This is a genomic window from Serratia bockelmannii (assembly GCF_051803255.1).
GTDB classification, from domain to species: domain Bacteria; phylum Pseudomonadota; class Gammaproteobacteria; order Enterobacterales; family Enterobacteriaceae; genus Serratia; species Serratia bockelmannii.
On record NZ_CP196512.1, the window covers coordinates 3558015 to 3579756 of the forward strand.

The 21742-nt window shown below is 60.4% G+C and carries 16 protein-coding genes; 7 read left to right on the forward strand and 9 right to left on the reverse strand.

Going from position 1 to position 21742, the window contains the following annotated elements:
• Nucleotides 1-58: 58 nt before the first annotated feature.
• Both rcsC and gyrA read right to left on the reverse strand, forming a co-directional pair.
• Nucleotides 59-2920, reverse strand: a complete 2862-nt coding sequence (gene rcsC, locus ACSJLU_RS16970; protein ID WP_089181144.1) for a two-component system sensor histidine kinase RcsC — start codon at nt 2918-2920, stop codon at nt 59-61.
• A gap of 167 nt (nt 2921-3087) precedes the next feature.
• The gene (gene gyrA / locus ACSJLU_RS16975; protein ID WP_197828249.1) at nt 3088-5730 is read right to left on the reverse strand and encodes a DNA topoisomerase (ATP-hydrolyzing) subunit A; all 2643 of its coding nucleotides are present in this window, start codon (nt 5728-5730) and stop codon (nt 3088-3090) included.
• Between the two features lie 212 nt (nt 5731-5942).
• Here gyrA and ubiG point away from each other — a divergent pair, with 212 nt between their 5' ends.
• From ubiG to yfaE, 4 genes are all read left to right on the forward strand, one after another.
• Complete coding sequence (gene ubiG / locus ACSJLU_RS16980) at nt 5943-6668, forward strand: bifunctional 2-polyprenyl-6-hydroxyphenol methylase/3-demethylubiquinol 3-O-methyltransferase UbiG (protein WP_197835710.1); 726 nt, start codon at nt 5943-5945, stop codon at nt 6666-6668.
• Nucleotides 6669-7106: 438 nt separating this feature from the next.
• Complete coding sequence (gene nrdA, locus ACSJLU_RS16985; RefSeq protein WP_380824531.1) at nt 7107-9395, forward strand: class 1a ribonucleoside-diphosphate reductase subunit alpha; 2289 nt, start codon at nt 7107-7109, stop codon at nt 9393-9395.
• Nucleotides 9396-9462: 67 nt separating this feature from the next.
• Entirely contained in the window at nt 9463-10593 is a 1131-nt protein-coding gene (gene nrdB / locus ACSJLU_RS16990) for a class Ia ribonucleoside-diphosphate reductase subunit beta (RefSeq protein WP_019453694.1), read from the forward strand.
• A 3-nt stretch (nt 10594-10596) separates the two neighbouring features.
• Nucleotides 10597-10857 (forward strand): class I ribonucleotide reductase maintenance protein YfaE, encoded by a 261-nt coding sequence (gene yfaE, locus ACSJLU_RS16995; RefSeq protein WP_025303642.1) that lies wholly within the window; start codon nt 10597-10599, stop codon nt 10855-10857.
• 59 nt (nt 10858-10916) lie between these two features.
• Here the strand turns inward: yfaE and ACSJLU_RS17000 are convergent, their stop codons facing one another.
• Both ACSJLU_RS17000 and ACSJLU_RS17005 read right to left on the reverse strand, forming a co-directional pair.
• On the reverse strand, nt 10917-11069 hold the full coding sequence (locus ACSJLU_RS17000) for a Hok/Gef family protein (protein ID WP_004935921.1): 153 nt from the start codon (nt 11067-11069) through the stop codon (nt 10917-10919).
• 230 nt (nt 11070-11299) lie between these two features.
• A complete protein-coding gene (locus ACSJLU_RS17005) occupies nt 11300-12121 on the reverse strand; it encodes an AraC family transcriptional regulator (RefSeq protein WP_043136550.1) in 822 nt (273 codons plus the stop codon).
• A gap of 116 nt (nt 12122-12237) precedes the next feature.
• On the opposite strand from ACSJLU_RS17005, the gene ACSJLU_RS17010 reads away from it, so the two are divergent.
• On the forward strand, nt 12238-13446 hold the full coding sequence (locus ACSJLU_RS17010) for an FAD-dependent oxidoreductase (protein WP_230203399.1): 1209 nt from the start codon (nt 12238-12240) through the stop codon (nt 13444-13446).
• Between the two features lie 3 nt (nt 13447-13449).
• Here ACSJLU_RS17010 and ACSJLU_RS17015 read toward each other — a convergent pair whose 3' ends face one another.
• Nucleotides 13450-14646 carry a nicotinamide mononucleotide deamidase-related protein YfaY gene (locus ACSJLU_RS17015; protein WP_043136517.1) on the reverse strand — a complete coding sequence of 399 codons (1197 nt, stop codon included), beginning with the start codon at nt 14644-14646 and terminating at the stop codon, nt 13450-13452.
• 245 nt (nt 14647-14891) lie between these two features.
• Here ACSJLU_RS17015 and tyrP point away from each other — a divergent pair, with 245 nt between their 5' ends.
• Nucleotides 14892-16100: a tyrosine transporter TyrP gene (gene tyrP / locus ACSJLU_RS17020; protein ID WP_004935940.1), complete on the forward strand. Its 1209-nt coding sequence runs from the start codon at nt 14892-14894 to the stop codon at nt 16098-16100.
• Between the two features lie 61 nt (nt 16101-16161).
• On the opposite strand, the gene ACSJLU_RS17025 is transcribed toward tyrP, so the two are convergent.
• Nucleotides 16162-16701, reverse strand: coding sequence for a YfaZ family outer membrane protein (locus tag ACSJLU_RS17025; protein ID WP_038876374.1), 540 nt, complete (start codon nt 16699-16701; stop codon nt 16162-16164).
• Nucleotides 16702-17039: 338 nt separating this feature from the next.
• On the opposite strand from ACSJLU_RS17025, the gene katA reads away from it, so the two are divergent.
• Entirely contained in the window at nt 17040-18476 is a 1437-nt protein-coding gene (gene katA, locus ACSJLU_RS17030; protein WP_060420075.1) for a catalase KatA, read from the forward strand.
• A gap of 44 nt (nt 18477-18520) precedes the next feature.
• Here the strand turns inward: katA and menE are convergent, their stop codons facing one another.
• From menE to menB, 3 genes are read right to left on the reverse strand one after another with little or no spacing between them, the layout of a single operon-like run.
• Complete coding sequence (gene menE / locus ACSJLU_RS17035) at nt 18521-19906, reverse strand: o-succinylbenzoate--CoA ligase (RefSeq protein WP_049207303.1); 1386 nt, start codon at nt 19904-19906, stop codon at nt 18521-18523.
• Nucleotides 19894-20877: an o-succinylbenzoate synthase gene (gene menC, locus ACSJLU_RS17040; RefSeq protein ID WP_060447946.1), complete on the reverse strand. Its 984-nt coding sequence runs from the start codon at nt 20875-20877 to the stop codon at nt 19894-19896. The genes menE and menC overlap by 13 nt, the downstream gene beginning before the upstream one ends.
• Nucleotides 20877-21734, reverse strand: a complete 858-nt coding sequence (gene menB, locus ACSJLU_RS17045) for a 1,4-dihydroxy-2-naphthoyl-CoA synthase (RefSeq protein WP_043136531.1) — start codon at nt 21732-21734, stop codon at nt 20877-20879. Before menB ends, menC begins: the two co-directional genes overlap by 1 nt.
• Between the last annotated feature and the right edge of the window lie 8 nt (nt 21735-21742).

Below are 21742 nucleotides of genomic sequence, written 5' to 3' on the forward strand. Positions count from 1 at the left end.
CCGCCTCACGGCAGGTGAACGCCAAACAGGCACGGCATCCGCCGTGCCTGTTTGCTTTTCAGGCCTCGCTGCGGCTGTAGCGCACCTGTTGACTGTAGTAAGCCAGCGTCTGTTCCAGCGTCTCCAGCGTAACCGGTTTCGACAGGCAATTATCCATGCCCGCCTCGAGACAGCGCTGCTTCTCTTCCGCCAGCGCGTTCGCCGTCACGCCGATTACCGGCGAGCTGAACTGCATCTGTCGCAGTTCCTGCGTCAGGCGATAACCGTCCATGTTCGGCATATTGACGTCGGTCAGCACAATATCGACGTGATGCTGTTTCAGTACGCCGAGCGCGTCGACGCCGTCGTTGGCGGTCACCACCTGATACCCCAGCGACCCCAGCTGATCGGACAACAGGCGACGGTTGATCGGATGATCGTCGACCACCAGCAGATGAATATCGCCGTTGTCCGCCGCGCTGGCCTTGGCGGGCACCGGCAGCTGCACCAGCCCCTCTGCCGCGCCGCCGCCGACGCCAAACAACCGGTTGAGCAAGGTCAACGTTTCACGCGGCGTGGAGGTGCTGTGCATCCAATAGCCTGGCCGGGTTTCCTGCGACGGGCCGATATGCTCGGTGGAGAATTGGATCTGAGCCAGCAGCGGCGTGTCCAGCATCAGCGGGTAATCGCTGAGCAGCACCTCACCGGCAGCGGTCTCCTGCCCGTCATAGCGTTGGATATCGGCGCCGTAACCGCCCAGGATCGCCATCAGGTAGCTTTCCAGCCGCTGATTGCGGATATCCAGCCACAGCCGCCGGCCCTGCCAGGTATCGCTGGCCTGCGGGATCGGGAACTGGGCGTTGAACAGCGGAATGCGAATGCTGAACAAGCTGCCCAACCCCGGTTCGGACTCGACAGAGACATCGCCGTCCATCAGGTTGACCAATTTTTCGCAGATCGCCAGCCCCAAACCGGTTCCCTGGAAGTGGCGCTGAACACCGGTCCCCACCTGGAAGAACGGGTCGAACAGGCGCGAGACCTCTTTCTCCGGAATACCGACGCCGGTATCGCGCACGCTGAACTCCAGGTAGCTGCCGCGGGTGCAGACCTGCAGCACGATACAGCCGGTATCGGTGAACTTGATGGCGTTGTTCACCAAATTGGAGAGCACCTGCTGTAACCGCACCGGATCGCCGAAGATGCGCTCCGGCACGTTCTGTTCGATAAAGCAGTACAGCCCCAGACGTTTCTTGACCACCAGCGGCAAATAGTTGCCGGCGATATGGGTGATCACCTCCAGGCAGGAGAACTCGCGCGGTTCGATCTTCAACTGCTCGGACTCGATTTTGGAGAAGTCGAGAATATCGCTGATGATTTTCAGCAGCAGGCCGGAAGAGTTGTTCATCGCATTGACCAGCCGATCGACCCCTTGCGGCAACGCCTTGGTTTGCAACAGATCGAGGTTGCCGATAATGCCGTACAGCGGCGTGCGCAGCTCATGGCTGACGGTAGCCAGGAACATCGATTTGGACTGGCTGGCCTGCTCCGCCGCCGCCGCCATCTCCTGCAACGACTCTTCCATCTTCACGCGCGCGCTGACGTCCACCAGCACGCAAATCGCCACCTCTTCGTTACGGTAGCGCGAGTGAACAAAGCTGATCTGCAGGTTGTTGTTGTTGCTGGTCATCACATCGACGAAATTCGCCTGCTGTTCGCAAATGATGCGCGTAATGCGATCGCGATCTTCGTGGGTCAACAGGTTGATGTAGTTATGCGCCAGTTCGTTACTCAGGATATTGGTACCGTCGCTGATGCGCAGGATACAGATACCCACCGGCGCCGAGGCGACGATCTTGCGGTTGAACTGCTCGTGCTCTTCCAGGCGAAACGCGTTGTCCTCCGCCGGCAGGAACATCTTGCGCTCAAACAGCCACGCCAGCGTGAACAGCACGATGGCTGACAACAGGTTCAGCAACAGCGCGTTGAGGATCAGCATTTTGAAGCGTTCCACCACGCTTTTCACCGGCAGTGCATAGACGATGCTCAGCGAAGAAGGTGGCAGCGCTTTCTTCAGAATCAGGTCGCGGTAATTGTCGACATAGCCGAAGTACGCGTGCTCTACGGGATAGCTGTTAAGTGAGGCGGCATAACGATCGCCGTCCGCCAGACGCAGCACCGGCTCGTTGTTCTCATCCAGCAGCGTGACGCCGATCGGCAGGTTGCCGGCGGTAACGAAATCCTCCAACCGAACGGTTTGTTCGATGCCCAACAACGCCTCCAGCTTGTTGCCGATATAGATCGGCGTCAGTACATACAGATAACCGACGTCCGGCCGCTGCGCGCTGGGGCTGATCCAATACAGGTTGTTGTCTTTGTCCTGATTCTTGGCGTTGCGGTATTTCAGAATGCGCTCGTGCAGTGACTTCAGCACATTTTCCCGATTGGCACTCGCATTGCCGCCGCCGAATTCTGCCATACACAGGCTATCGCCGCCGATGAAGAACACCCGGTTGAGATCGTAGGCCGCTACGAAGTTCTCTTTCCAATACTGGATCAGGCCGCTCAGTGAATCGAGCGAACTGCGGTAGGTGGTGCTCAGCGCACAGTTGGACTCCGGGTACAGCGGAAAGAATTGCGGCGGGCTGCCCTTGCCGGGAAACACGCCGCTGAACATGTCCAGGCTGCTGACTGACCCGTTGAGGCGGTTCTCCGCCATATACTTGATGTCGCGGATGATGTCGGCGGAATGGCGGATATAGCCCTGTGCCTGGTCGAAATTGAGGTTGTACTCCTGCCGGATGTCCGATTCTTTCTGATGCAGGATATTCAGAATATAAAAGGTGGTGAGCAGCGCTCCCAACGACCACAGCAAAATCGCCAGCACCCGGAACAGATAGCGGGATATCTTCAGCGTAGTTCGAAAAGAGGCTAAGTATTTCAATCGGATACCATACGAAAGTCAGTGGCGGCGCACGCTATCGCCGGCACGGCGGCCGGCGGCTCGGTGCGCCAATTAAACCATATAACTGAAAAAGGGCCTAGCATCGCTGCCAGGCCCTTTTGTCTCAGTGCATTACGGTGTCGGCATGCCGACGCCCTCACCTTGCTTTAAACGTTGTCGTCGTCCATCGGCTCAGCCGCGTCGTCGCCATCGTCCAGCGGCGTGGTGTCTTCTTCCACCGCTTCCACGCCCGGTTCCAGGCTATCCAGCTCTTCGTCTTCCACCGGTTCGGCCACGCGCTGCAGACCGACGACGTTTTCGTCTTCCGCCGTGCGGATCAGCGTCACGCCCTGGGTGTTACGGCCCACCACGCTGACTTCCGAAACACGGGTGCGCACCAGCGTGCCGGCATCGGTGATCATCATGATCTGATCGCTGGTTTCCACCTGCACGGCGCCAACCACCTGGCCATTACGCTCGCTCACCTTGATGGAGATAACCCCTTGGGTGGCGCGTGACTTGGTCGGATACTCGGTCACGGCGGTACGTTTACCGAAGCCGTTTTGCGTGACGGTCAGAATGTCGCCTTCGCCGCGCGGCACGATCAGTGAGATCACGCTGTCGCCTTCGCCGAGGTTGATGCCGCGCACGCCGGTCGCGGTACGGCCCATCGAACGCACCTGCGCTTCCGGGAAGCGCACCACTTTACCGTTGGCGGAGAACAGCATCACTTCGTTGCTGCCGTCGGTCAGATCGACACCGATCAGCTCGTCGCCCTCGTTGAGGTTGACGGCGATGATGCCGGCGCTGCGCGGACGGCTGAACTCGGTCAGCGCGGTTTTCTTCACGGTACCGCTGGCGGTGGCCATGAACACGTGGCGCCCTTCTTCATACTCGCGTACCGGCAGGATGGCGGTGATACGCTCATCGGCTTCCAGCGGCAGCAGGTTGACGATTGGACGACCGCGCGCGCCACGGCTGGCTTCAGGCAGTTGGTACACCTTCATCCAGTACAGGCGGCCACGGCTGGAGAAGCACAGGATCGTATCGTGGGTGTTGGCCACCAGCAGGCGATCGATAAAGTCTTCTTCTTTAATACGCGCGGCGGACTTGCCTTTGCCGCCGCGGCGCTGGGCTTCATAGTCGGACAGCGGCTGATACTTCACGTAGCCCTGGTGAGACAGGGTCACCACCACGTCTTCCTGGTTGATCAGGTCTTCGATGTTGATGTCGGAAGTATTGGCGGTGATCTCGGTGCGACGGCCGTCGTTGTACAGCTCTTTGACCGCCACCAGCTCTTCGCGGATCACTTCCATCAGGCGCTCTGGGCTTTCCAGAATAAAGATCAGCTCGGCGATGAAGTTGAGCAGCTCTTTATATTCTTCCAGCAGCTTTTCGTGCTCCAGGCCGGTCAGTTTCTGCAAACGCAGATCCAGAATCGCCTGAGCCTGCTGCTCGGTCAGGTAGTACTTGCCGTCGCGGATGCCGAACTCCGGCTCCAGCCACTCAGGGCGGGCGGCGTCGTCACCGGCGCGTTCCAACATGGCGCTGACGTTGCCCAGATCCCACGGCTGAGCTACCAGTGCGACTTTCGCTTCCGCCGGGGTCGGCGCACGGCGAATCAGCTCGATGATCGGATCGATGTTGGCGAGCGCGATAGCCAGCGCTTCCAGGATATGGGCGCGATCGCGGGCTTTGCGCAGTTCGAAGATGGTGCGGCGGGTGACCACTTCGCGGCGGTGGCGCACGAAGGCTTCGAGGATGTCTTTCAGGTTCAGCAGTTTAGGCTGCCCCTGATGCAGCGCAACCATGTTGATGCCGAAGGTGACCTGCAGTTGTGTCAGCGCATACAGGTTATTCAGCACAACTTCGCCGACCGCATCGCGTTTGACTTCGATGACGATGCGCATGCCGTCTTTATCGGACTCGTCGCGCAGCGCGCTGATGCCTTCCACGCGTTTTTCTTTGACCAGCTCGGCGATCTTCTCGATCAGACGCGCCTTGTTCACCTGATACGGGATCTCGTGAACGATGATGGTTTCGCGCCCGGTCTTGGCGTCGGCTTCCACTTCCGCGCGCGCGCGCAGGTAGATTTTGCCGCGCCCGGTGCGGTAGGCCTCTTCAATACCGCGGCGGCCGTTGATGATCGCCGCCGTCGGGAAGTCTGGCCCCGGAATATGTTCCATCAGCCCTTCGATGCTGATGTTTTCATCGTCGATATAGGCCAGGCAGCCGTTGACGACTTCCGCCAGGTTGTGCGGCGGGATATTGGTGGCCATGCCCACGGCGATGCCCGATGAGCCGTTGACCAGCAGGTTCGGGATCTTGGTCGGCATGACGGCCGGGATCTGCTCGGTGCCATCATAGTTAGGCACGAAGTCGACGGTTTCTTTTTCCAGATCCGCCAACAGTTCGTGAGCAATTTTGGACATGCGCACTTCGGTATAACGCATCGCCGCGGCGGAGTCGCCGTCGACGGAACCGAAGTTACCCTGACCGTCCACCAGCATGTAGCGCAGTGAAAACGGCTGAGCCATACGCACGATAGTGTCGTAAACCGCGCTGTCACCGTGCGGGTGATATTTACCGATCACGTCCCCGACGACACGGGCCGATTTCTTGTATGGTTTATTCCAGTCGTTACCCAATACGCTCATCGCGTACAGAACGCGGCGGTGAACCGGCTTCAGTCCATCACGAACATCTGGCAGCGCACGTCCGACAATAACGGACATCGCATAGTCCAGATACGAGTTTTTCAACTCGTCTTCGATGTTTACCGGTGTGATTTCTCTGGCAAGGTCGCTCATGGAGCTGCTATCCCTCTACTAATGATTCATCTGCCCGCTGCCATAGTGGCAAAGGTGTAAAACTATATCACAAAGCACGCTTTACGGGAAAATAACCGCCGCTGTTTCACGGAAATTGTGCAGATAAGTGCGCTAAAAACGCATCGGCGCAGACGATGCCGCGCCGGAACATGTATAATCCGCGCAACGAGAACAAGGAGCCAGACCAGCCCATGAACGCAGAATCATCCAGCCGAGTGCAAAACGTTGACCACCAGGAAATCGCCAAGTTCGAGGCTGTCGCCTCCCGCTGGTGGGATCTGGAAGGCGAGTTCAAACCGCTGCACCGCATCAACCCGCTGCGCCTGAACTACATCATGCAGCGCGCCGGCGGCATCTTTGACAAGCAGGTGCTCGACGTGGGCTGCGGCGGGGGCATTCTGGCGGAAAGCATGGCGCGCGAAGGCGCCAAAGTGACCGGCCTGGACATGGGCGCAGAGCCGCTGCAGGTCGCCCTGCTGCACGCGTTGGAAAGCGGCATGGACGTCACCTATGTGCAGGAAACCGTAGAAAGCCACGCTCAGGCCAATCCGCAGCGCTACGACGTGGTCACCTGTATGGAGATGCTGGAGCACGTGCCCGATCCGGCCTCGGTGGTGCGCGCCTGCGCCCATCTGGTGAAACCGGGCGGTCACGTGTTCTTTTCAACGATTAACCGCAATACCAAAGCCTGGCTGATGGCGGTGATCGGCGCCGAGTACGTACTGAAGATGGTGCCGCAGGGCACCCACGATCATAAGAAGTTTATTCGCCCGTCCGAACTGATCGGCTGGGTCGACGGCACGCCGCTGCGCGAAAAGCACATGATCGGCCTGCATTACAACCCGATCACCGATCATTTCAAGCTTGGGCGCAACGTTGACGTGAACTACATGGTGCACACCCAGCACGAAGGTTAAGCACGGTAAACCGCGCCGGCCCTGCATTACCGGGGGGCGGCGCCAACGCGGTATTAGGAAAAATACCTAATTTCCGCGACTTCGATCAAAATAGCGGTTGTAGACAGTTTTTTAGAATATTAAATCAGATCAATATGCCGTTTTTTTCTAACGTTTAATAAAGCGCCAAACGATCGGTTTTTTCAGTTTTTCAGTAAAATCTGATCGTGCTTATTGACAAGCTTGTCGCGCCAGTCACGGCGCGCACTGCGAACGGCAAGTGGCATTTCACCCCCAAGTTATCCACAAATTAGGCCGGTTTTGTTCACTTGCAAACGCCGTTTTTTCTCACTATCTTGTTACCTCACCGACATACAACCCCTATATATAGTGTTTACATACTGAGCAGAGCGACTACACTTCTGCTTAGGGGCACCATACGGACAGGTAAAACACCACATGAACCAAAGTCTGCTTGTAACTAAACGCGATGGCCGTAAAGAGCGCATCAATCTCGACAAAATCCACCGGGTCATCGATTGGGCCGCTGAGGGATTACACAACGTCTCGGTTTCTCAAGTAGAGTTGCGTTCACACATTCAGTTTTATGACGGCATCAAAACCGCCGACATTCACGAAACCATCATCAAGGCCGCAGCTGACCTGATCTCCCGCGATGCGCCGGACTATCAGTACCTGGCCGCTCGCCTGGCGATCTTCCACCTGCGTAAAAAGGCTTACGGCCAGTTTGAGCCACCGAAGCTGCACGCCCACGTCACTCGCATGGTCGAGATGGGCAAATACGATAAGCATCTGCTGGAAGACTACAGCGCTGAAGAGTTCGAGCAGATGGATTCCTTTATCGATCATTGGCGCGACATGAACTTCTCTTATGCCGCCGTCAAGCAGCTGGAAGGCAAATACCTGGTGCAGAACCGCGTCAGCGGCGAAATCTACGAAAGCGCCCAGTTCCTGTATTTGCTGGTGTCTGCGTGCCTGTTCTCCAACTACCCGCGTGAAACCCGTCTGGACTACGTCAAACGTTTCTACGATGCGATTTCCACCTTCAAGATTTCGCTGCCTACGCCGATCATGTCCGGCGTGCGCACCCCAACCCGCCAGTTCAGCTCCTGCGTGCTGATCGAGTGCGGCGACAGCCTGGACTCCATCAACGCCACCTCCAGCGCCATTGTGAAATACGTTTCGCAGCGCGCCGGCATCGGCATCAACGCCGGCCGCATCCGCGCGCTGGGCAGCCCGATCCGTGGCGGTGAAGCCTTCCATACTGGCTGCATTCCGTTCTACAAACACTTCCAGACCGCCGTCAAATCCTGCTCACAGGGCGGCGTGCGCGGTGGCGCGGCAACGCTGTTCTACCCGATGTGGCACCTGGAAGTAGAAAGCCTGCTGGTGTTGAAAAACAACCGTGGCGTTGAAGGCAACCGCGTGCGTCACATGGACTACGGCGTGCAGTTGAACCGCCTGATGTACCAGCGTCTGATCAAGGGCGAAGACATCACCCTGTTCAGCCCGTCCGACGTGCCGGGGCTGTACGACGCGTTCTTCGCCGATCAGGACGAATTCGAGCGCCTGTACACCCAGTACGAGAAAGATGACAGCATTCGCCAGAAACGCGTGAAAGCGGTTGAGCTGTTCTCGCTGATGATGCAAGAACGTGCCTCTACCGGCCGTATCTACATCCAGAACGTCGACCACTGCAACACCCACAGCCCGTTCGATCCGCAGATCGCGCCGGTGCGTCAGTCCAACCTGTGCCTGGAAATCGCCCTGCCGACCAAGCCGCTGGAAGACGTCAACGACGAAAACGGCGAGATCGCGCTGTGTACCCTGTCCGCCTTCAACCTGGGCGCGATCGACAGCCTGGACGATCTGGAAGAGCTGGCGACCCTGGCGGTACGTTCGCTGGACGCCCTGCTGGATTATCAGGATTACCCGATCAAGGCTGCGCACCGTGGCGCGATGGGTCGCCGCACCCTGGGCATCGGCGTCATCAACTTCGCTTATTACCTGGCGAAGAACGGCGTACGCTATTCCGACAGCAGCGCCAACAACCTGACCCACAAAACGTTCGAAGCCATTCAGTACTACCTGCTGAAAGCCTCCAACCGTCTGGCTCAGGAACAAGGCGCTTGCCCGTGGTTCAACGAAACCACTTATTCGCAGGGCATCCTGCCGATCGACACCTACAAGAAAGACCTGGATGCGATCTGCAGCGAGCCGCTGCACTACGACTGGGAAACCCTGCGTAAAGAGATCCAGGAAACCGGCCTGCGCAACTCGACGCTGTCCGCCCTGATGCCATCGGAAACCTCTTCGCAGATTTCCAACGCCACCAACGGCATCGAGCCGCCGCGCGGCCACATCAGCATCAAGGCGTCGAAAGACGGCATCCTGCGCCAGGTGGTGCCGGAGTATGAGCGTCTGAAAGACAACTACGAGCTGCTGTGGGAAATGCCGAGCAACGACGGCTATCTGCAGCTGGTTGGGCTGATGCAGAAATTCATCGACCAATCGATCTCGGCCAACACCAACTACGATCCGACCCGCTTCCCGGGCGGCAAGGTGCCGATGAAGCAGCTGTTGAAAGACCTGCTCACCACCTACAAGTTCGGCGTGAAAACGCTGTACTACCAAAACACCCGCGACGGTGCGGAAGACGCCCAGGAAGATTTGCAGCCTGCCAAGGCCGGCGATGACGACTGCGAAAGCGGCGCCTGCAAGATCTAAAGTTTGACCTAGCGGGCCGGAATTTTCCGGCCCCTTCATTTAGCCACGTTACGATGGATTCAGGCTTATGGCTTACACCACTTTTTCTCAGACCAAAAACGACCAGCTGCAAGAGCCGATGTTCTTCGGCCAGTCGGTAAACGTTGCGCGTTTCGACCAGCAAAAGCATGAAATCTTCGAAAAGCTGATCGAAAAACAGCTCTCCTTCTTCTGGCGCCCGGAAGAAGTTGACGTTTCCCGCGACCGTATCGATTACCAGGCGCTGCCGGAGCACGAGAAGCACATCTTCATCAGCAACCTGAAATATCAGACGCTGCTGGACTCCATCCAGGGCCGCAGCCCGAACGTCGCCCTGCTGCCGCTGATCTCGATCCCTGAGTTGGAAACCTGGGTGGAAACCTGGTCGTTCTCCGAGACCATCCACTCCCGTTCCTACACTCACATCATCCGCAACATCGTCAACGATCCGGCGCTGGTGTTCGACGATATCGTCACCAACGAAGAGATCAAGAAGCGCGCGAAAGACATTTCCGGCTACTACGACGATCTGATCGAGATGACCAGCTACTATCACCTGCTGGGTGAAGGCACCCACCAGGTGAACGGTAAAACCGTCACCGTCAATCTGCGCGCGCTGAAGAAGCAGCTGTACCTGTGCCTGATGAGCGTGAACGCGCTGGAAGCGATCCGCTTCTACGTCAGCTTTGCCTGCTCCTTCGCGTTCGCCGAGCGCGAACTGATGGAAGGCAACGCCAAGATCATCAAGCTGATCGCCCGCGACGAAGCGCTGCACCTGACCGGCACCCAGCACATGCTGAACCTGATGCGTTCCGGCGCCGACGATCCGGAAATGGCGGAGATCGCCGAGGAATGTCAACAGCAGTGCTACGATCTGTTCGTGCTGGCCGCCCAGCAGGAGAAAGAGTGGGCGGAATACCTGTTCCGCGACGGCTCGATGATTGGCCTGAACAAAGACATCCTGTGCCAGTATGTGGAATACATCACCAATATCCGCATGCAGGCGGTCGGCCTTGGTCTGCCGTTCGAAACCCGCTCCAACCCGATCCCATGGATCAATGCCTGGTTGGTGTCCGACAACGTGCAGGTAGCGCCGCAGGAAGTGGAAGTGAGCTCCTACCTGGTTGGCCAGATCGACTCGGAGATCAACGCCGACGACCTGAGCGACTTCGAACTGTAAGCGATGGCGACGCCAATCGTAACGCTGCGCGCCGCCGGCACGCAGCTCTCCTGCCCCAACAGTGAAAACTGTCTGCTCGACGTGCTGGAACTGCACGACGTGCAGGTGGAGTATCAGTGCCGATCCGGCTATTGCGGTGCCTGCCGCCTGAAGCTGGTGAAAGGTGAAGTGACCTACCGCCAGCAGCCGCTGGCGTTTATCAACGCCGGCGAGATCCTGCCCTGCTGCTGCATGCCGCTGACGGATATCGAGCTGGAAATGTAAAGTCGGGTGCCGGAAACCGCGCCTGGAGACCAGAAGGCGGGGTTGCCCCCGCCCTATGATTACCGCTTCACCTCACACGCCAACCTGATCAGGATAGTGATATTTTCCTGGTAGATTTTCAGCTCGCACAGCGAGTCTCTTATCATCCAGATAAATAACAAAACCGTAATACATACAACGGTTAGCGAGTGAAACACATGCCTTAAGCGCATGCTTGCCTCCTTGCTGTGAAGGGGCTACCATAACGGTGTCTAGGCGTTAGGGCAGCCCCATTCTGATTGAGAGTCAGTTTGGGGCTTTCATCTATCCGCCTTGTCACACAATGCCCAAGACGAACAGTCTCAAGCACCCGTCAAGAGAGTAACAGCATTCTCTCGCCGCGAATATCCCCTATAACCTTATGATTAATTAGGGATATATAACTATCCTCAAAGTATTTCGCTTAGCGCCCCTTTCCCGCCGATGCGGAAAAATAACGTGCCGGAGAATCGCCAAAGGCTTTGCGAAACATGGCGATAAAATTACTCGGCGAGGCATACCCCAGCGTTTCCGCTATCTGCAGCACCGTCTCGCCTTCGGCCAGCTTCGCTAACGCATACGACAACCGGGCCTGCTGGCGCCACTGTGCAAAACTCAACCCCGTCTCGCCGATCATCAGCCGCCGCAGGGTACGCGGCGACATCGCCCCCCATTCAGCCCACGCCTCCAGCGAACGCTCGCTCCCCGGCTGCGCCAGCAAGGCCTGCAGAACGCCGGCCAGGCGCGGATGGGACGACATCGGCAAATGCAGTGGTTCCGTCGGCGCCAAACGTATCTCGTCCCGCATCACCTGCGCCATGCGATCCTGCTCCAGGGTGAGCGCGCTGCGCTTGTCCCAGCCTTCTGCTCGCTGAGCCAGCGCCTGCAGCACGGCGCTAATGCCGATGACGCAGGGTACATTCGACAGATCGTGGCAGGCCTCCGGCGCCAGCAGCAAACTCCAGCCGCTCAGTGCGCCGCAGACCTGCACCCGGTGCTCCGTCGCCGGTGGGATCCAACCCGCCCGCTGAGGCGGAAGCACCCAATCGCCCTGCGCCGTGCGTACATGCAACAAGCCGCTTTCGACGCACAGCAACTGCCCGCGCACATGCTGATGCCAGTCGTATTCGCGCGTGCCCAACCGATACTCCCGGCCTGCCGCGTCGCGGCCGCCAAGGGCGATCAGCCAGGGGCCCGCCCGCCATTCGCTGCAGTCAGCGTCAGTGAAGTGAGGGTTATCGTTCACATTGGCCACTTATCACTATTTTTAGTCCAGATACCGTTATATCAACCTTTTCCTGCGCCGACATAATGAAATGCTTCCGGCCGCTCCCGTTTGTGGCCACTGACTCACGAGGGAACATGATGACAACACCCAGCATTGGCATTATCGGCGCCGGGCCCGGCGGTCTGTGTCTGGCTCAGGGGCTGAGCCGCTTCGGCATCCACGCCACGGTGTTTGAACGCGACACCACGCCGCAAGCGCGCGATCAGGGCTACCGGCTGCGCATCGATCCGTCTGGCCAGCAGGCGCTGGCCGCCTGCCTGCCGCCGGCGCACTACCGGTTGCTCTGCGCCGGCAGCGCGCAAAACAGCGGCGAGAGCAATCTATGGGATCCGCAGCTTGCCCCGCTCACCGGCCGGCGCCCCGAGCACTGGTTGCCGTCCAGCCAGCGCCAAACGCAAGAACCGAGCGGCGATCTCGGCATTCATCGCCAAACGCTGCGCGAGATCCTGCTTGCCGGCCTGCAAGACCGGGTGCGTTTCGGCCATACCTTGCGTGAATTTGCACAAACGCCGCAGGGCGTGGAGCTACAGTTCGCCAACGGCGAGCAAGTGCGAGTCGATGTGCTGATCGCCGCCGACGGCGTCAACTCGCTGGTGCGGCGGCGCTGCCTGCCCGAGGCGGGGCCCGAAGACAGCGGCGCGGTCACCCTCTACGGCAAAACACCGCTCGATGCGGCAACCCGGGCCCAATTGGCCCCTGAGCTGCTGAACGGCGTATCGGTGATCTTCGCCGACGGCGTATCGCTGGTGATTGAACCGATGCGCTTTCAGGCGCCCATGGCGCAGCTGGCGGCCGACTACGCGCCCGATTGCCGCCTCACGCCGGTCGACGATTATCTCTATTGGGCCTGTATCGGATCGGCTGAACGGCTCGGCGGGCCGACACGGGCGAAGGGAAGCGCAACGCTGCAGGCGCATGTACGGCATATCTCGCAGGGATGGGCGCCCGCTTTGCAAACGGCGTTAGCGCTGGCGGATCCCCTGTCGCTCAGCGTGCGGACGGTGCAGGTTACGGCGGCAATGCCGGAATGGCACAGCGAACGCATCGCCTTTCTCGGCGACGCCGTGCACGCCATGAGCCCAGCGGGCGGGCTTGGCGCCAACACCGCGCTGGCGGACGCCGCCAGCCTGGCGACGCATCTGGCGCAAGCCGGCAGCGCCGCGCAGGCGCTCAGGGACTACGGTCTGGAACTGCACGTGCGGGGTGCCGCGGCGATTCGCCTGTCACGGCTGGCGTCCGAACGGCTGCAGCAAAGCCGTGACGCCGGCAACTCGGCGCCATGACCGTCACTCGATAATTTCCACCACCTCCAGCCAGGCGTTTTTACCGCACGCCTGGCCCCCATTCAGCCAGCGGCGCAGCATATCCAGCGCCAGCATCGCCACCGACTCCTGACGCAGCCGCAGGCCGTGGCGCGACGCGCGATAACGCACGGTCTGGCCAATGCCGCCACGCGGCGTGTGCAGCGCAATGCTCACCTGCTCATCGCGCATGGCGCTGACCGCCAACGCCAACGGCGCACCGGTCAACTCCGCCAGCGAGCGGGCGCGGGCCAGCGTCGTTTCCAGCGTTTCGATACAGTGCGCCGGCAGCAGCTCGCCCCCCGCCAGCGGTGCACCCTCGCTTTGCAGCTGCAGATTGATCAACCCGCCGCTGAATTGCTCGCTCAACGCCAGCTTCAGCCCTTGCTGACTCAGCCGCTGCGTCAACAACGCCGGCAACCCGACGGTGCCTTCAAAAATGCAGTTGTCCCCCGCCACTTCGCGCACGCGCCGCCATGCCTGCTCCATTTCCGCACGCCGGCTTTCCGGCCCGGTCAGCTTCAGTTCGATAATCGGGCTGGATGAGCGGTAACCCAGCACCACTTCCGGCGGCAGCGGCATGCCATCCAGCTCGGCGGCCAGATCGCTCTCGGAAGTGCCGAACGTCGTCAGGCGCAGGCACAGCGGCGGCGCCGGTAAGGTGAAGCGCTGGCGCAGGCGCGGCACGATCTGCTGTTCGACCATCACTTTGAATTCCGACGGTACACCGGGAGTGAAGAACATCTGACATTTGTTCAGCTGCAATGCGAAACCGCAGGCGGTGCCCACCGGGTTATCCAGCATTTCCGCGTTGGCCGGGATCTGCGCCTGCTTGCGATTGGAAGGAGCCATCGGCCGCCCACGCTCGGTGAAATAGGCTTCCATGCGCGCCAGCCAGTCGGCCCGTTCGACCAGCTCTACGCCACAGGCTTTCGCCGCGGCCAGCGCGCTGAGATCGTCGCTGGTCGGCCCCAGGCCGCCGTTGACGATCAGCACATCGGCGATATGGCTTCGTTCCTGCAGGATCTCGATCAACGCAGAGAGGCTGTCTCCGACCGTTTCACGTCCGCTCATCGGCAGCCCCTGCTGGAACAGGTAGTCCGCCAGCCAGGCGGCGTTGGTATCAATAATTTGCCCGTGCAGCACCTCATCGCCGGTGCTGAGCATCTCCACCCTTAACATTGATCTCTCCCACATTTTTTGGTCATTCCACTATAGAAGCCCGTAAATAACTTTTCACTAGCCGCCTGCGGATAATTTCAGCCATGGGTCCGTTTCTCATGTGCGATGCAGGCTTGCGAGATGTAAACATTAATGTACATCATGCGTAACGTCGGTTTGACACAAATTAGGGCTTCCACTATCCTGCCATCCTCATAAATCGTTACCTATAATTTTCAAAATCTTTCGGCTGGTAGAGAAAAAACGTGAAGAATCGCACTCTTGGCAGTGTTTTTATCGTGGCGGGCACCACCATTGGCGCCGGGATGCTGGCGATGCCGCTGGCGGCGGCCGGCGTCGGTTTCGGCGTCACGCTGGCCTTACTGGTCGGGCTGTGGCTGTTGATGTGTTACACCGCGCTGTTACTGGTGGAGGTTTACCAGCATGAGCAGGCGGATACCGGTCTGGGCACGCTCGCCAAACGTTATCTCGGCGGCGGCGGCCAGTGGCTGACCAGCTTTAGCATGATGTTCCTGATGTACGCCCTCACCGCCGCCTATATCAGCGGCGCCGGCGAACTGCTCGCCACCAGCATCAGCCAATGGACGTCGCAGGACTTCCCGGTGTCGCTCGGCGTCCTGCTGTTCACCCTGGTGGCCGGCGGCGTGGTGTGCATCGGCACCCACTCGGTCGACTTGTTCAACCGCATCCTGTTCAGCGCGAAAGTGGTGTTCCTGGTGGTGATGCTCGGCCTGATGTTGCCGAATATCCACCAGACCAATCTGATGACGTTGCCGCTGGAGCAAGGCCTGGCGCTGTCGGCCATTCCAGTGATCTTCACCTCTTTCGGCTTCCACGGCAGCGTGCCGAGCATCGTCAACTATATGGGCGGCAACATTCGCAAACTGCGTTGGGTGTTTATCATCGGCAGCGCGATCCCACTGATCGCCTATATCTTCTGGCAGCTGGCGACGTTGGGCAGCATCAGCTCCGACACCTTCGTCGGCATCCTGGCTCAGCAGGCCGGGCTGAATGGCCTGTTGCAGGCGGTGCGCGATGCGGTGGCTTCGCCGCACGTTGAACTGGCGGTGCACCTGTTCGCCGATCTGGCGCTGGCGACCTCGTTCCTCGGCGTGGCGCTCGGGCTGTTCGATTTCCTGGCCGACCTGTTCAAACGGCAAGACAACGTGCGTGGCCGCCTGCAAACCGGCGCCATCACCTTCCTGCCGCCGCTGGCCTTTGCGCTGTTCTACCCGCGCGGCTTCGTGCTGGCGTTGGGATTCGCCGCCATCGCCCTGTCGGTGCTGGCGCTGCTGTTGCCTTCGCTGCTGGTGTGGAAAACTCGCCAAAAGCATCAGGCACAATATCGCGTCTGGGGCGGCACCCCTGCGCTGGCGTTGGTGTTTGTCTGCGGGGTAACGGTGATCGCCATTCAACTGGGCATCGCCAGCGGCATGCTGCCGGCGGTCGGGTAAGCGCCGAAAGACAAGAAATGATAGAGAGAAAGGGGCCGCAATGGCCCCTTTTTTCGCAGCCTTAGAAGCTCAGGCCGACACCGACATAAGGGCCATCGGCCAGGGTGTTGTCGCGACGCCCGTCTTTGCCTTCCATCTGCATGTAACGGTAGCCCACGTCCACGCTCAGCGGACGGAACTTCCAGCGCAGGCCGCCGCTGGCTTCGTTATAGGCCTTCACGCCGCTGGTGAAAGAGTCAGGCGCAAAGTAACCTTCGCCGTGCAGGCTGAAGTAGCGGTTGATCTCCCACTCCAGGCCGCCGCCCAGCGCCACCGCCCCGCCGCTCTTCCCGTCTTTCGGGCTGAGGTACAGCGCTTTGGCGCCCACGGTCGCCGTCAACGGCCCCAGCGGCACACCGAAGTTCAACCCCACGCTGCCGACGTTGCCGTCGTGGTCGCTGCGCGCCCAGTTGCCGGTCAGGCCCAGGCCTGAAGAGCCGGTGCTCATGCCGACGCCCAGGTTGGTGTAGTGCTGCCCGGCTTCGCCCGACACGCTGATGGCGTTCGCCGCACCGGTCACAAACAGCAATCCTGCCGCGCACGCGACCCAAGTCTTTTTCATCATCTTTCCCTCTGGTTTGTCATCCGTACCGAATGATCGAATCAACGCATAATAATAACGTCACGAGTCTATACCAAAGCGCAATGAGTATTTAAGGGATAAAAGCGAAAAAATTCTTCAATAATCAAATAAATGTAAATATTTGCAAACAAGATTCTATATTCGTCAAGGCGATGCCAACGATAACCGAGACCTATTTGCCGCCGCTCGCCAATAGGGCTACAACTAGTAGTGGCTTTGACCAAGGTCAGGGGAAGAAGCCCCGCCAAAGGACTATGCTGATGAACGCTTAAACCGCCCGAGTCTTTACTTAACTGCACTACGATAAGGAGCAAGTGATGAGCAAGAAAGGACTGACCACCGCAGCCGGCGCCCCGGTTGTCGATAACAATAACGTGATCACCGCAGGCAAACGCGGCCCGATGCTGTTGCAGGACGTGTGGTTCCTGGAAAAACTGGCCCACTTCGACCGTGAGGTTATCCCCGAGCGCCGCATGCACGCCAAAGGATCCGGCGCCTACGGCACCTTTACCGTTACCCACGACATCACCCGCTATACGCGCGCCAAGATCTTCTCCGAGGTCGGCAAACAGACCGACATGTTTATCCGCTTCTCCACCGTCGCCGGTGAGCGCGGCGCCGCCGACGCCGAGCGCGACATTCGCGGCTTCGCCATGAAGTTCTATACCGAAGAAGGCAACTGGGATTTGGTGGGCAACGATACGCCGGTGTTCTATCTGCGCGATCCGCTGAAGTTCCCCGATCTCAACCACGTGGTGAAACGCGATCCGCATACCAACCTGCGCAACCCCGTCTACAAGTGGGACTTCTTCTCCCACCTGCCGGAATCGCTGCACCAGCTGACCATTGACTTCAGCGATCGCGGCATTCCGAAATCCTACCGTCACATGCACGGTTTCGGCAGCCACACCTTCAGCTTTATCAATGCCGCCAACGAACGTTTCTGGGTGAAATTCCACTTCCGCTGCGAGCAAGGCATTGAAAACCTGATGGATGAAGAAGCGGAAGCGATCATCGCCAAGGATCGCGAAAGCTCACAGCGCGATCTGTTCGATGCGATCAAACGCGGCGACTTCCCGCGCTGGAAGCTGCAAATTCAGATCATGCCGGAGCATGAGGCCTCGCAGACGCCATACAACCCGTTCGACCTGACCAAGGTGTGGCCGCACGGCGACTACCCGCTGATCGACGTCGGCTATTTCGAGCTGAACCGCAACCCCGACAACTACTTCTCAGAGGTTGAGCAGGTGGCGATGAACCCCGCCAACGTGGTGCCGGGCATCAGTTTCTCGCCGGATAAAATGCTGCAGGGCCGCCTGTTCTCCTATGGCGATGCGCACCGCTACCGCCTGGGCGTCAACCACCACCAGATCCCGGTGAACGGCGCCAAATGCCCGTTCCACAACTACCATCGCGACGGCGCGATGCGCGTGGACGGCAACAGCGGCAACGGCGCCACCTACGAACCGAACAGCTTCGGCCTGTTCCAGGAGCAGCCGGACTTCAGCGAGCCGCCGCTGAGCATTGAGGGCGCGGCCGACCACTGGAATCATCGTGAAGACGACGATTACTACAGCCAGCCGCGCGCGCTGTTCAACCTGCTGAGCGCCGAAGAGCACCAGCGCATGTTCACCCGCATCGCCGGCGAACTGTCGCAGGTGCCGGAACACATCCAGCGCCGTCAGGTCGAGCTGTTCACCAAGGTGCACCCCGACTACGGCGCCGGCGTCGCCAAGGCGTTGGGGCTGAAATAATCCCCCTGCATCATTCACTCAGCCGCCCTTTCGGGCGGCTTTTTTTATGCCGGACGCAGGCGCTCCGCCACCCATACCTGCAACCGGCGGCGCGAAATCTTGATGCCGCCGTTTTTCAGCTCGTCAGGCAGCGGAAGCAATGCCGTCGGGCGTTGGAAATTGGCCAGCTTATCCTGCGACCAGGCGAGCAGCGTCGGCAGCGACAGCGACGGATCGCCATCGATTACCGCCACCGGCCGCTGGCCGAACTCGGCGTCCGCCACCGGCACCACAAACGCCTGCGATATCTGCGGATGCGCCGCCAGCACGCGTTCGATATCTTCCGGCTGCACCCCTTCGCCGCCACTGAAAAACAGGTTGTCCAGCCGGCCGAGAATTCGCAGTTCCCCCTCGATCATCGCGCCGCGATCGCGGGTCGGGAACCAGCCCTGTTCATCGGCCAACGGCTGCAGATGGCCATGACGCCAGTAGCCAAGCGCCAGGCTGTCGGCGCGGATCCAGACCTCTTCATCCACCAGTTTTACCTCGCGGCCGCCGAGCGGCAGGCCGACACCCGGCCGCGCATCGGCGCGCTTGGCGCACACCGTGGAGGCCAGTTCGGTCAGCCCGTAGCCGCACCAGCAACGGATCCCCGCCGCCTCCGCCCGCTCGGTCAGTTCCACCGGGATCATCGCGCCGCCGAGCAGCACCGCCTTCAGCGTCATGTCCGCCAGCGGTTGCGCTAGCAGCCGCCACAGCTGGGTCGGCACCAACGAGGCATGCGTGCATCCCGCCAACGCCTCGTTCAGCGGGTGCATCTCGCGCACCGCCAACCGGGCGCCCGCCGCCAGCCAGCGCCAGACGATACCCTGGCCGGAGACGTGAAACAGCGGCAATGACAGCAGCCAGCAATCCTCGCGCTGAAACGCCATCAGCCCCAACACCCCGGCGGCGCTGGCCAGATGGTTGGCATAGCTGTGTGCGGCCGCTTTCGGCATGCCGCTGGAACCGGAGGTCAACGTCAGCGTCGCCAGACGCTGCGCATCCCACGTCGGCAGGTCTGGCCAACGCGGCTCGGTCGACGGCGGGGTCAATCGAATCACGTCTTCCGGCAGCGCCGGCAACGAGTCCGGGCCGAAGACAAAGGTCATATCCAATTCCGGCAACAGCTGCGCCAGCAGCGGCGTCGGCAAGGCGGGATTGAGCGGCAACAGGCGTGCGCCGCACTGCAACAGCGCCAGATAGGCCAGCAGCAACGGATAGCTGTTTTTACCGCACAGCGCCACACCGCAGCCCGGTTCAACGCCCTGATGCTGGAAATCCGCCGCCAGCTCATCCACCTGGCTCTGCAACGCCAGCCAGCTCAGCGGTTGTTCGCCGAGCATCAGCGCCGTCGCCTGCGGCTGAGTGCGCGCCCAGTGTCGCCACGGCCAATCGTTCAACGGCGCCATAGGCACTCCAGCGCCGAGACATCCAGCAGCGGCAACGCGCTGCCCGGCCACGGGCGCAGCACCTGCGCCTGCATCAACCCCAGCGTGTCCAGGCCCGGCACGGTATCCGGCGTCAGCCAATGGGCGATGCGCGCCAGTTGAGTCAACCCCAGGCTGGATTCGAGGCTGGAGCTGATCACCGCCGTCAGGCCCGCCGCGTGCGCCTGCGCCACCAGCGTCTGGCAACGCGCCAGGCTGCCGACCAGCGTCGGCTTGATCACGATGGCCGCCACGCCCGGCTCGGCCTGCACCACAAAGTCCGCCTCCCGCACGCTCTCATCCCAGGCGATGGCGATACCGGTCGCCCGGGCGAAGTCGCGCGATTCATCACGGGTCTTGCAGGGCTCTTCCAGGAAGGCGATACGATCGCGCCATGCCGGGTTAACATACCTGGCGAAGCCGTCAGCCTTGGCGCGGGTCCAGCTGCGGTTGGCGTCCAGCCGCAGCCGCAGATCCGGCAGCGCCTCCAGCAACACGTTGACGATCATGCCGTCCCGCACTGCCTCATACAGCCCCACCTTCACCTTGGCGACTTTCTCGCCCGGCAAAGCGCTCAATGTCTCGAACAGCTCATCCGGATCGCCGGTGCACAGCGGCGCCTTGCGAAAATCCGCCTGCATCGGCAAACGCTGCTCCAGCTCGGCCTGCGCACAGCTGAGCCCAAAGGCCACCGAGGGCAACGCGCTGTGCTCCGGTTCGTTGCCCGCCAACCAGGCCTGCAGCCAGCCCAACGCGGCCTGTTCGGCCTGCGCCGGCGTTTCCCGGCTGAATTCCGGCAGCGGCGCGATCTCGCCCCAACCTTCATGCTCGCCCTGACACAGCTGCACCACCCACCCGTCACGCGTTTTCAACCGTTGATTGCGCAGCACCACGCCCGCCTCCATCGGCAGGCTGTAACGGTATAGCGCCGCGCTGCGGTTTGTTCCGCTCATTACGGGTTACGCTTGAATTTGCTGAAGTCCGGTTGGCGCTTCTCGTTGAACGCGTTGCGCCCTTCCTGCCCTTCGTCGGTCATGTAGAACAGCATGGTGGCGTTGCCCGCCAGCTCCTGCAAACCGGCCTGGCCGTCGCAGTCGGCATTCAGCGCCGCCTTCAGACAGCGCAGTGCCATCGGGCTGTTCTGCAGCATTTCGCGGCACCAGCGCACCGTCTCTTTTTCCAGTTCGGCCAGCGGCACCACGGTATTGACCAGGCCCATGTCTAGCGCGGCGGCGGCATCGTATTGGCGGCACAGGAACCAAATTTCGCGCGCCTTCTTCTGGCCGACGATGCGCGCCATGTAAGACGCGCCCCAGCCGCCGTCGAACGAGCCCACTTTCGGACCGGTCTGGCCGAAGATGGCGTTATCCGCCGCGATGGTCAGATCGCACATCATGTGCAACACGTGGCCGCCGCCGATCGAATAACCGGCCACCATCGCCACCACCGGCTTCGGGCAGGTGCGGATCTGGCGTTGGAAGTCCAGCACGTTGAGGTGGTGTACGCCGCTGTCGTCGCGATAGCCGCCGTAGTCGCCGCGCACTTTCTGATCGCCGCCGGAGCAGAAGGCCTTATCGCCGGCGCCGGTCAGAATAATGACGCCGATGCCGTCGTCGTAACGGGCGTTGGCCAGCGCGTCGATCATCTCTTTGACCGTTTGCGGGCGGAACGCGTTGCGCACCTGCGGCCGGTTAATGGTGATTTTGGCGATGCCGTCGGCGGATTTGTGATACAGGATGTCTTCGAAATCGCCGGTGCAATCCTGCCAGGCGATAGCGGCATACAGGTGTTCTTCATTCGGATAAAGCATGTTCGGTT

What these genes read in the sequence shown, in the direction of transcription:
- ubiG (WP_197835710.1), top strand. Translation starts at nt 5,943, where the DNA reads ATGAACGCAGAATCATCCAGCCGAGTGCAAAACGTTGACCACCAGGAA.
- ACSJLU_RS17025 (WP_038876374.1), bottom strand. Translation starts at nt 16,701, where the DNA reads ATGAAAAAGACTTGGGTCGCGTGCGCGGCAGGATTGCTGTTTGTGACC.
- menC (WP_060447946.1), bottom strand. Translation starts at nt 20,877, where the DNA reads ATGAGCGGAACAAACCGCAGCGCGGCGCTATACCGTTACAGCCTGCCG.
- nrdA (WP_380824531.1), top strand. Translation starts at nt 7,107, where the DNA reads ATGAACCAAAGTCTGCTTGTAACTAAACGCGATGGCCGTAAAGAGCGC.
- ACSJLU_RS17010 (WP_230203399.1), top strand. Translation starts at nt 12,238, where the DNA reads ATGATGACAACACCCAGCATTGGCATTATCGGCGCCGGGCCCGGCGGT.
- menE (WP_049207303.1), bottom strand. Translation starts at nt 19,906, where the DNA reads ATGGCGCCGTTGAACGATTGGCCGTGGCGACACTGGGCGCGCACTCAG.
- menB (WP_043136531.1), bottom strand. Translation starts at nt 21,734, where the DNA reads ATGCTTTATCCGAATGAAGAACACCTGTATGCCGCTATCGCCTGGCAG.
- katA (WP_060420075.1), top strand. Translation starts at nt 17,040, where the DNA reads ATGAGCAAGAAAGGACTGACCACCGCAGCCGGCGCCCCGGTTGTCGAT.
- nrdB (WP_019453694.1), top strand. Translation starts at nt 9,463, where the DNA reads ATGGCTTACACCACTTTTTCTCAGACCAAAAACGACCAGCTGCAAGAG.
- ACSJLU_RS17015 (WP_043136517.1), bottom strand. Translation starts at nt 14,646, where the DNA reads ATGTTAAGGGTGGAGATGCTCAGCACCGGCGATGAGGTGCTGCACGGG.
- yfaE (WP_025303642.1), top strand. Translation starts at nt 10,597, where the DNA reads ATGGCGACGCCAATCGTAACGCTGCGCGCCGCCGGCACGCAGCTCTCC.
- gyrA (WP_197828249.1), bottom strand. Translation starts at nt 5,730, where the DNA reads ATGAGCGACCTTGCCAGAGAAATCACACCGGTAAACATCGAAGACGAG.
- ACSJLU_RS17000 (WP_004935921.1), bottom strand. Translation starts at nt 11,069, where the DNA reads ATGCGCTTAAGGCATGTGTTTCACTCGCTAACCGTTGTATGTATTACG.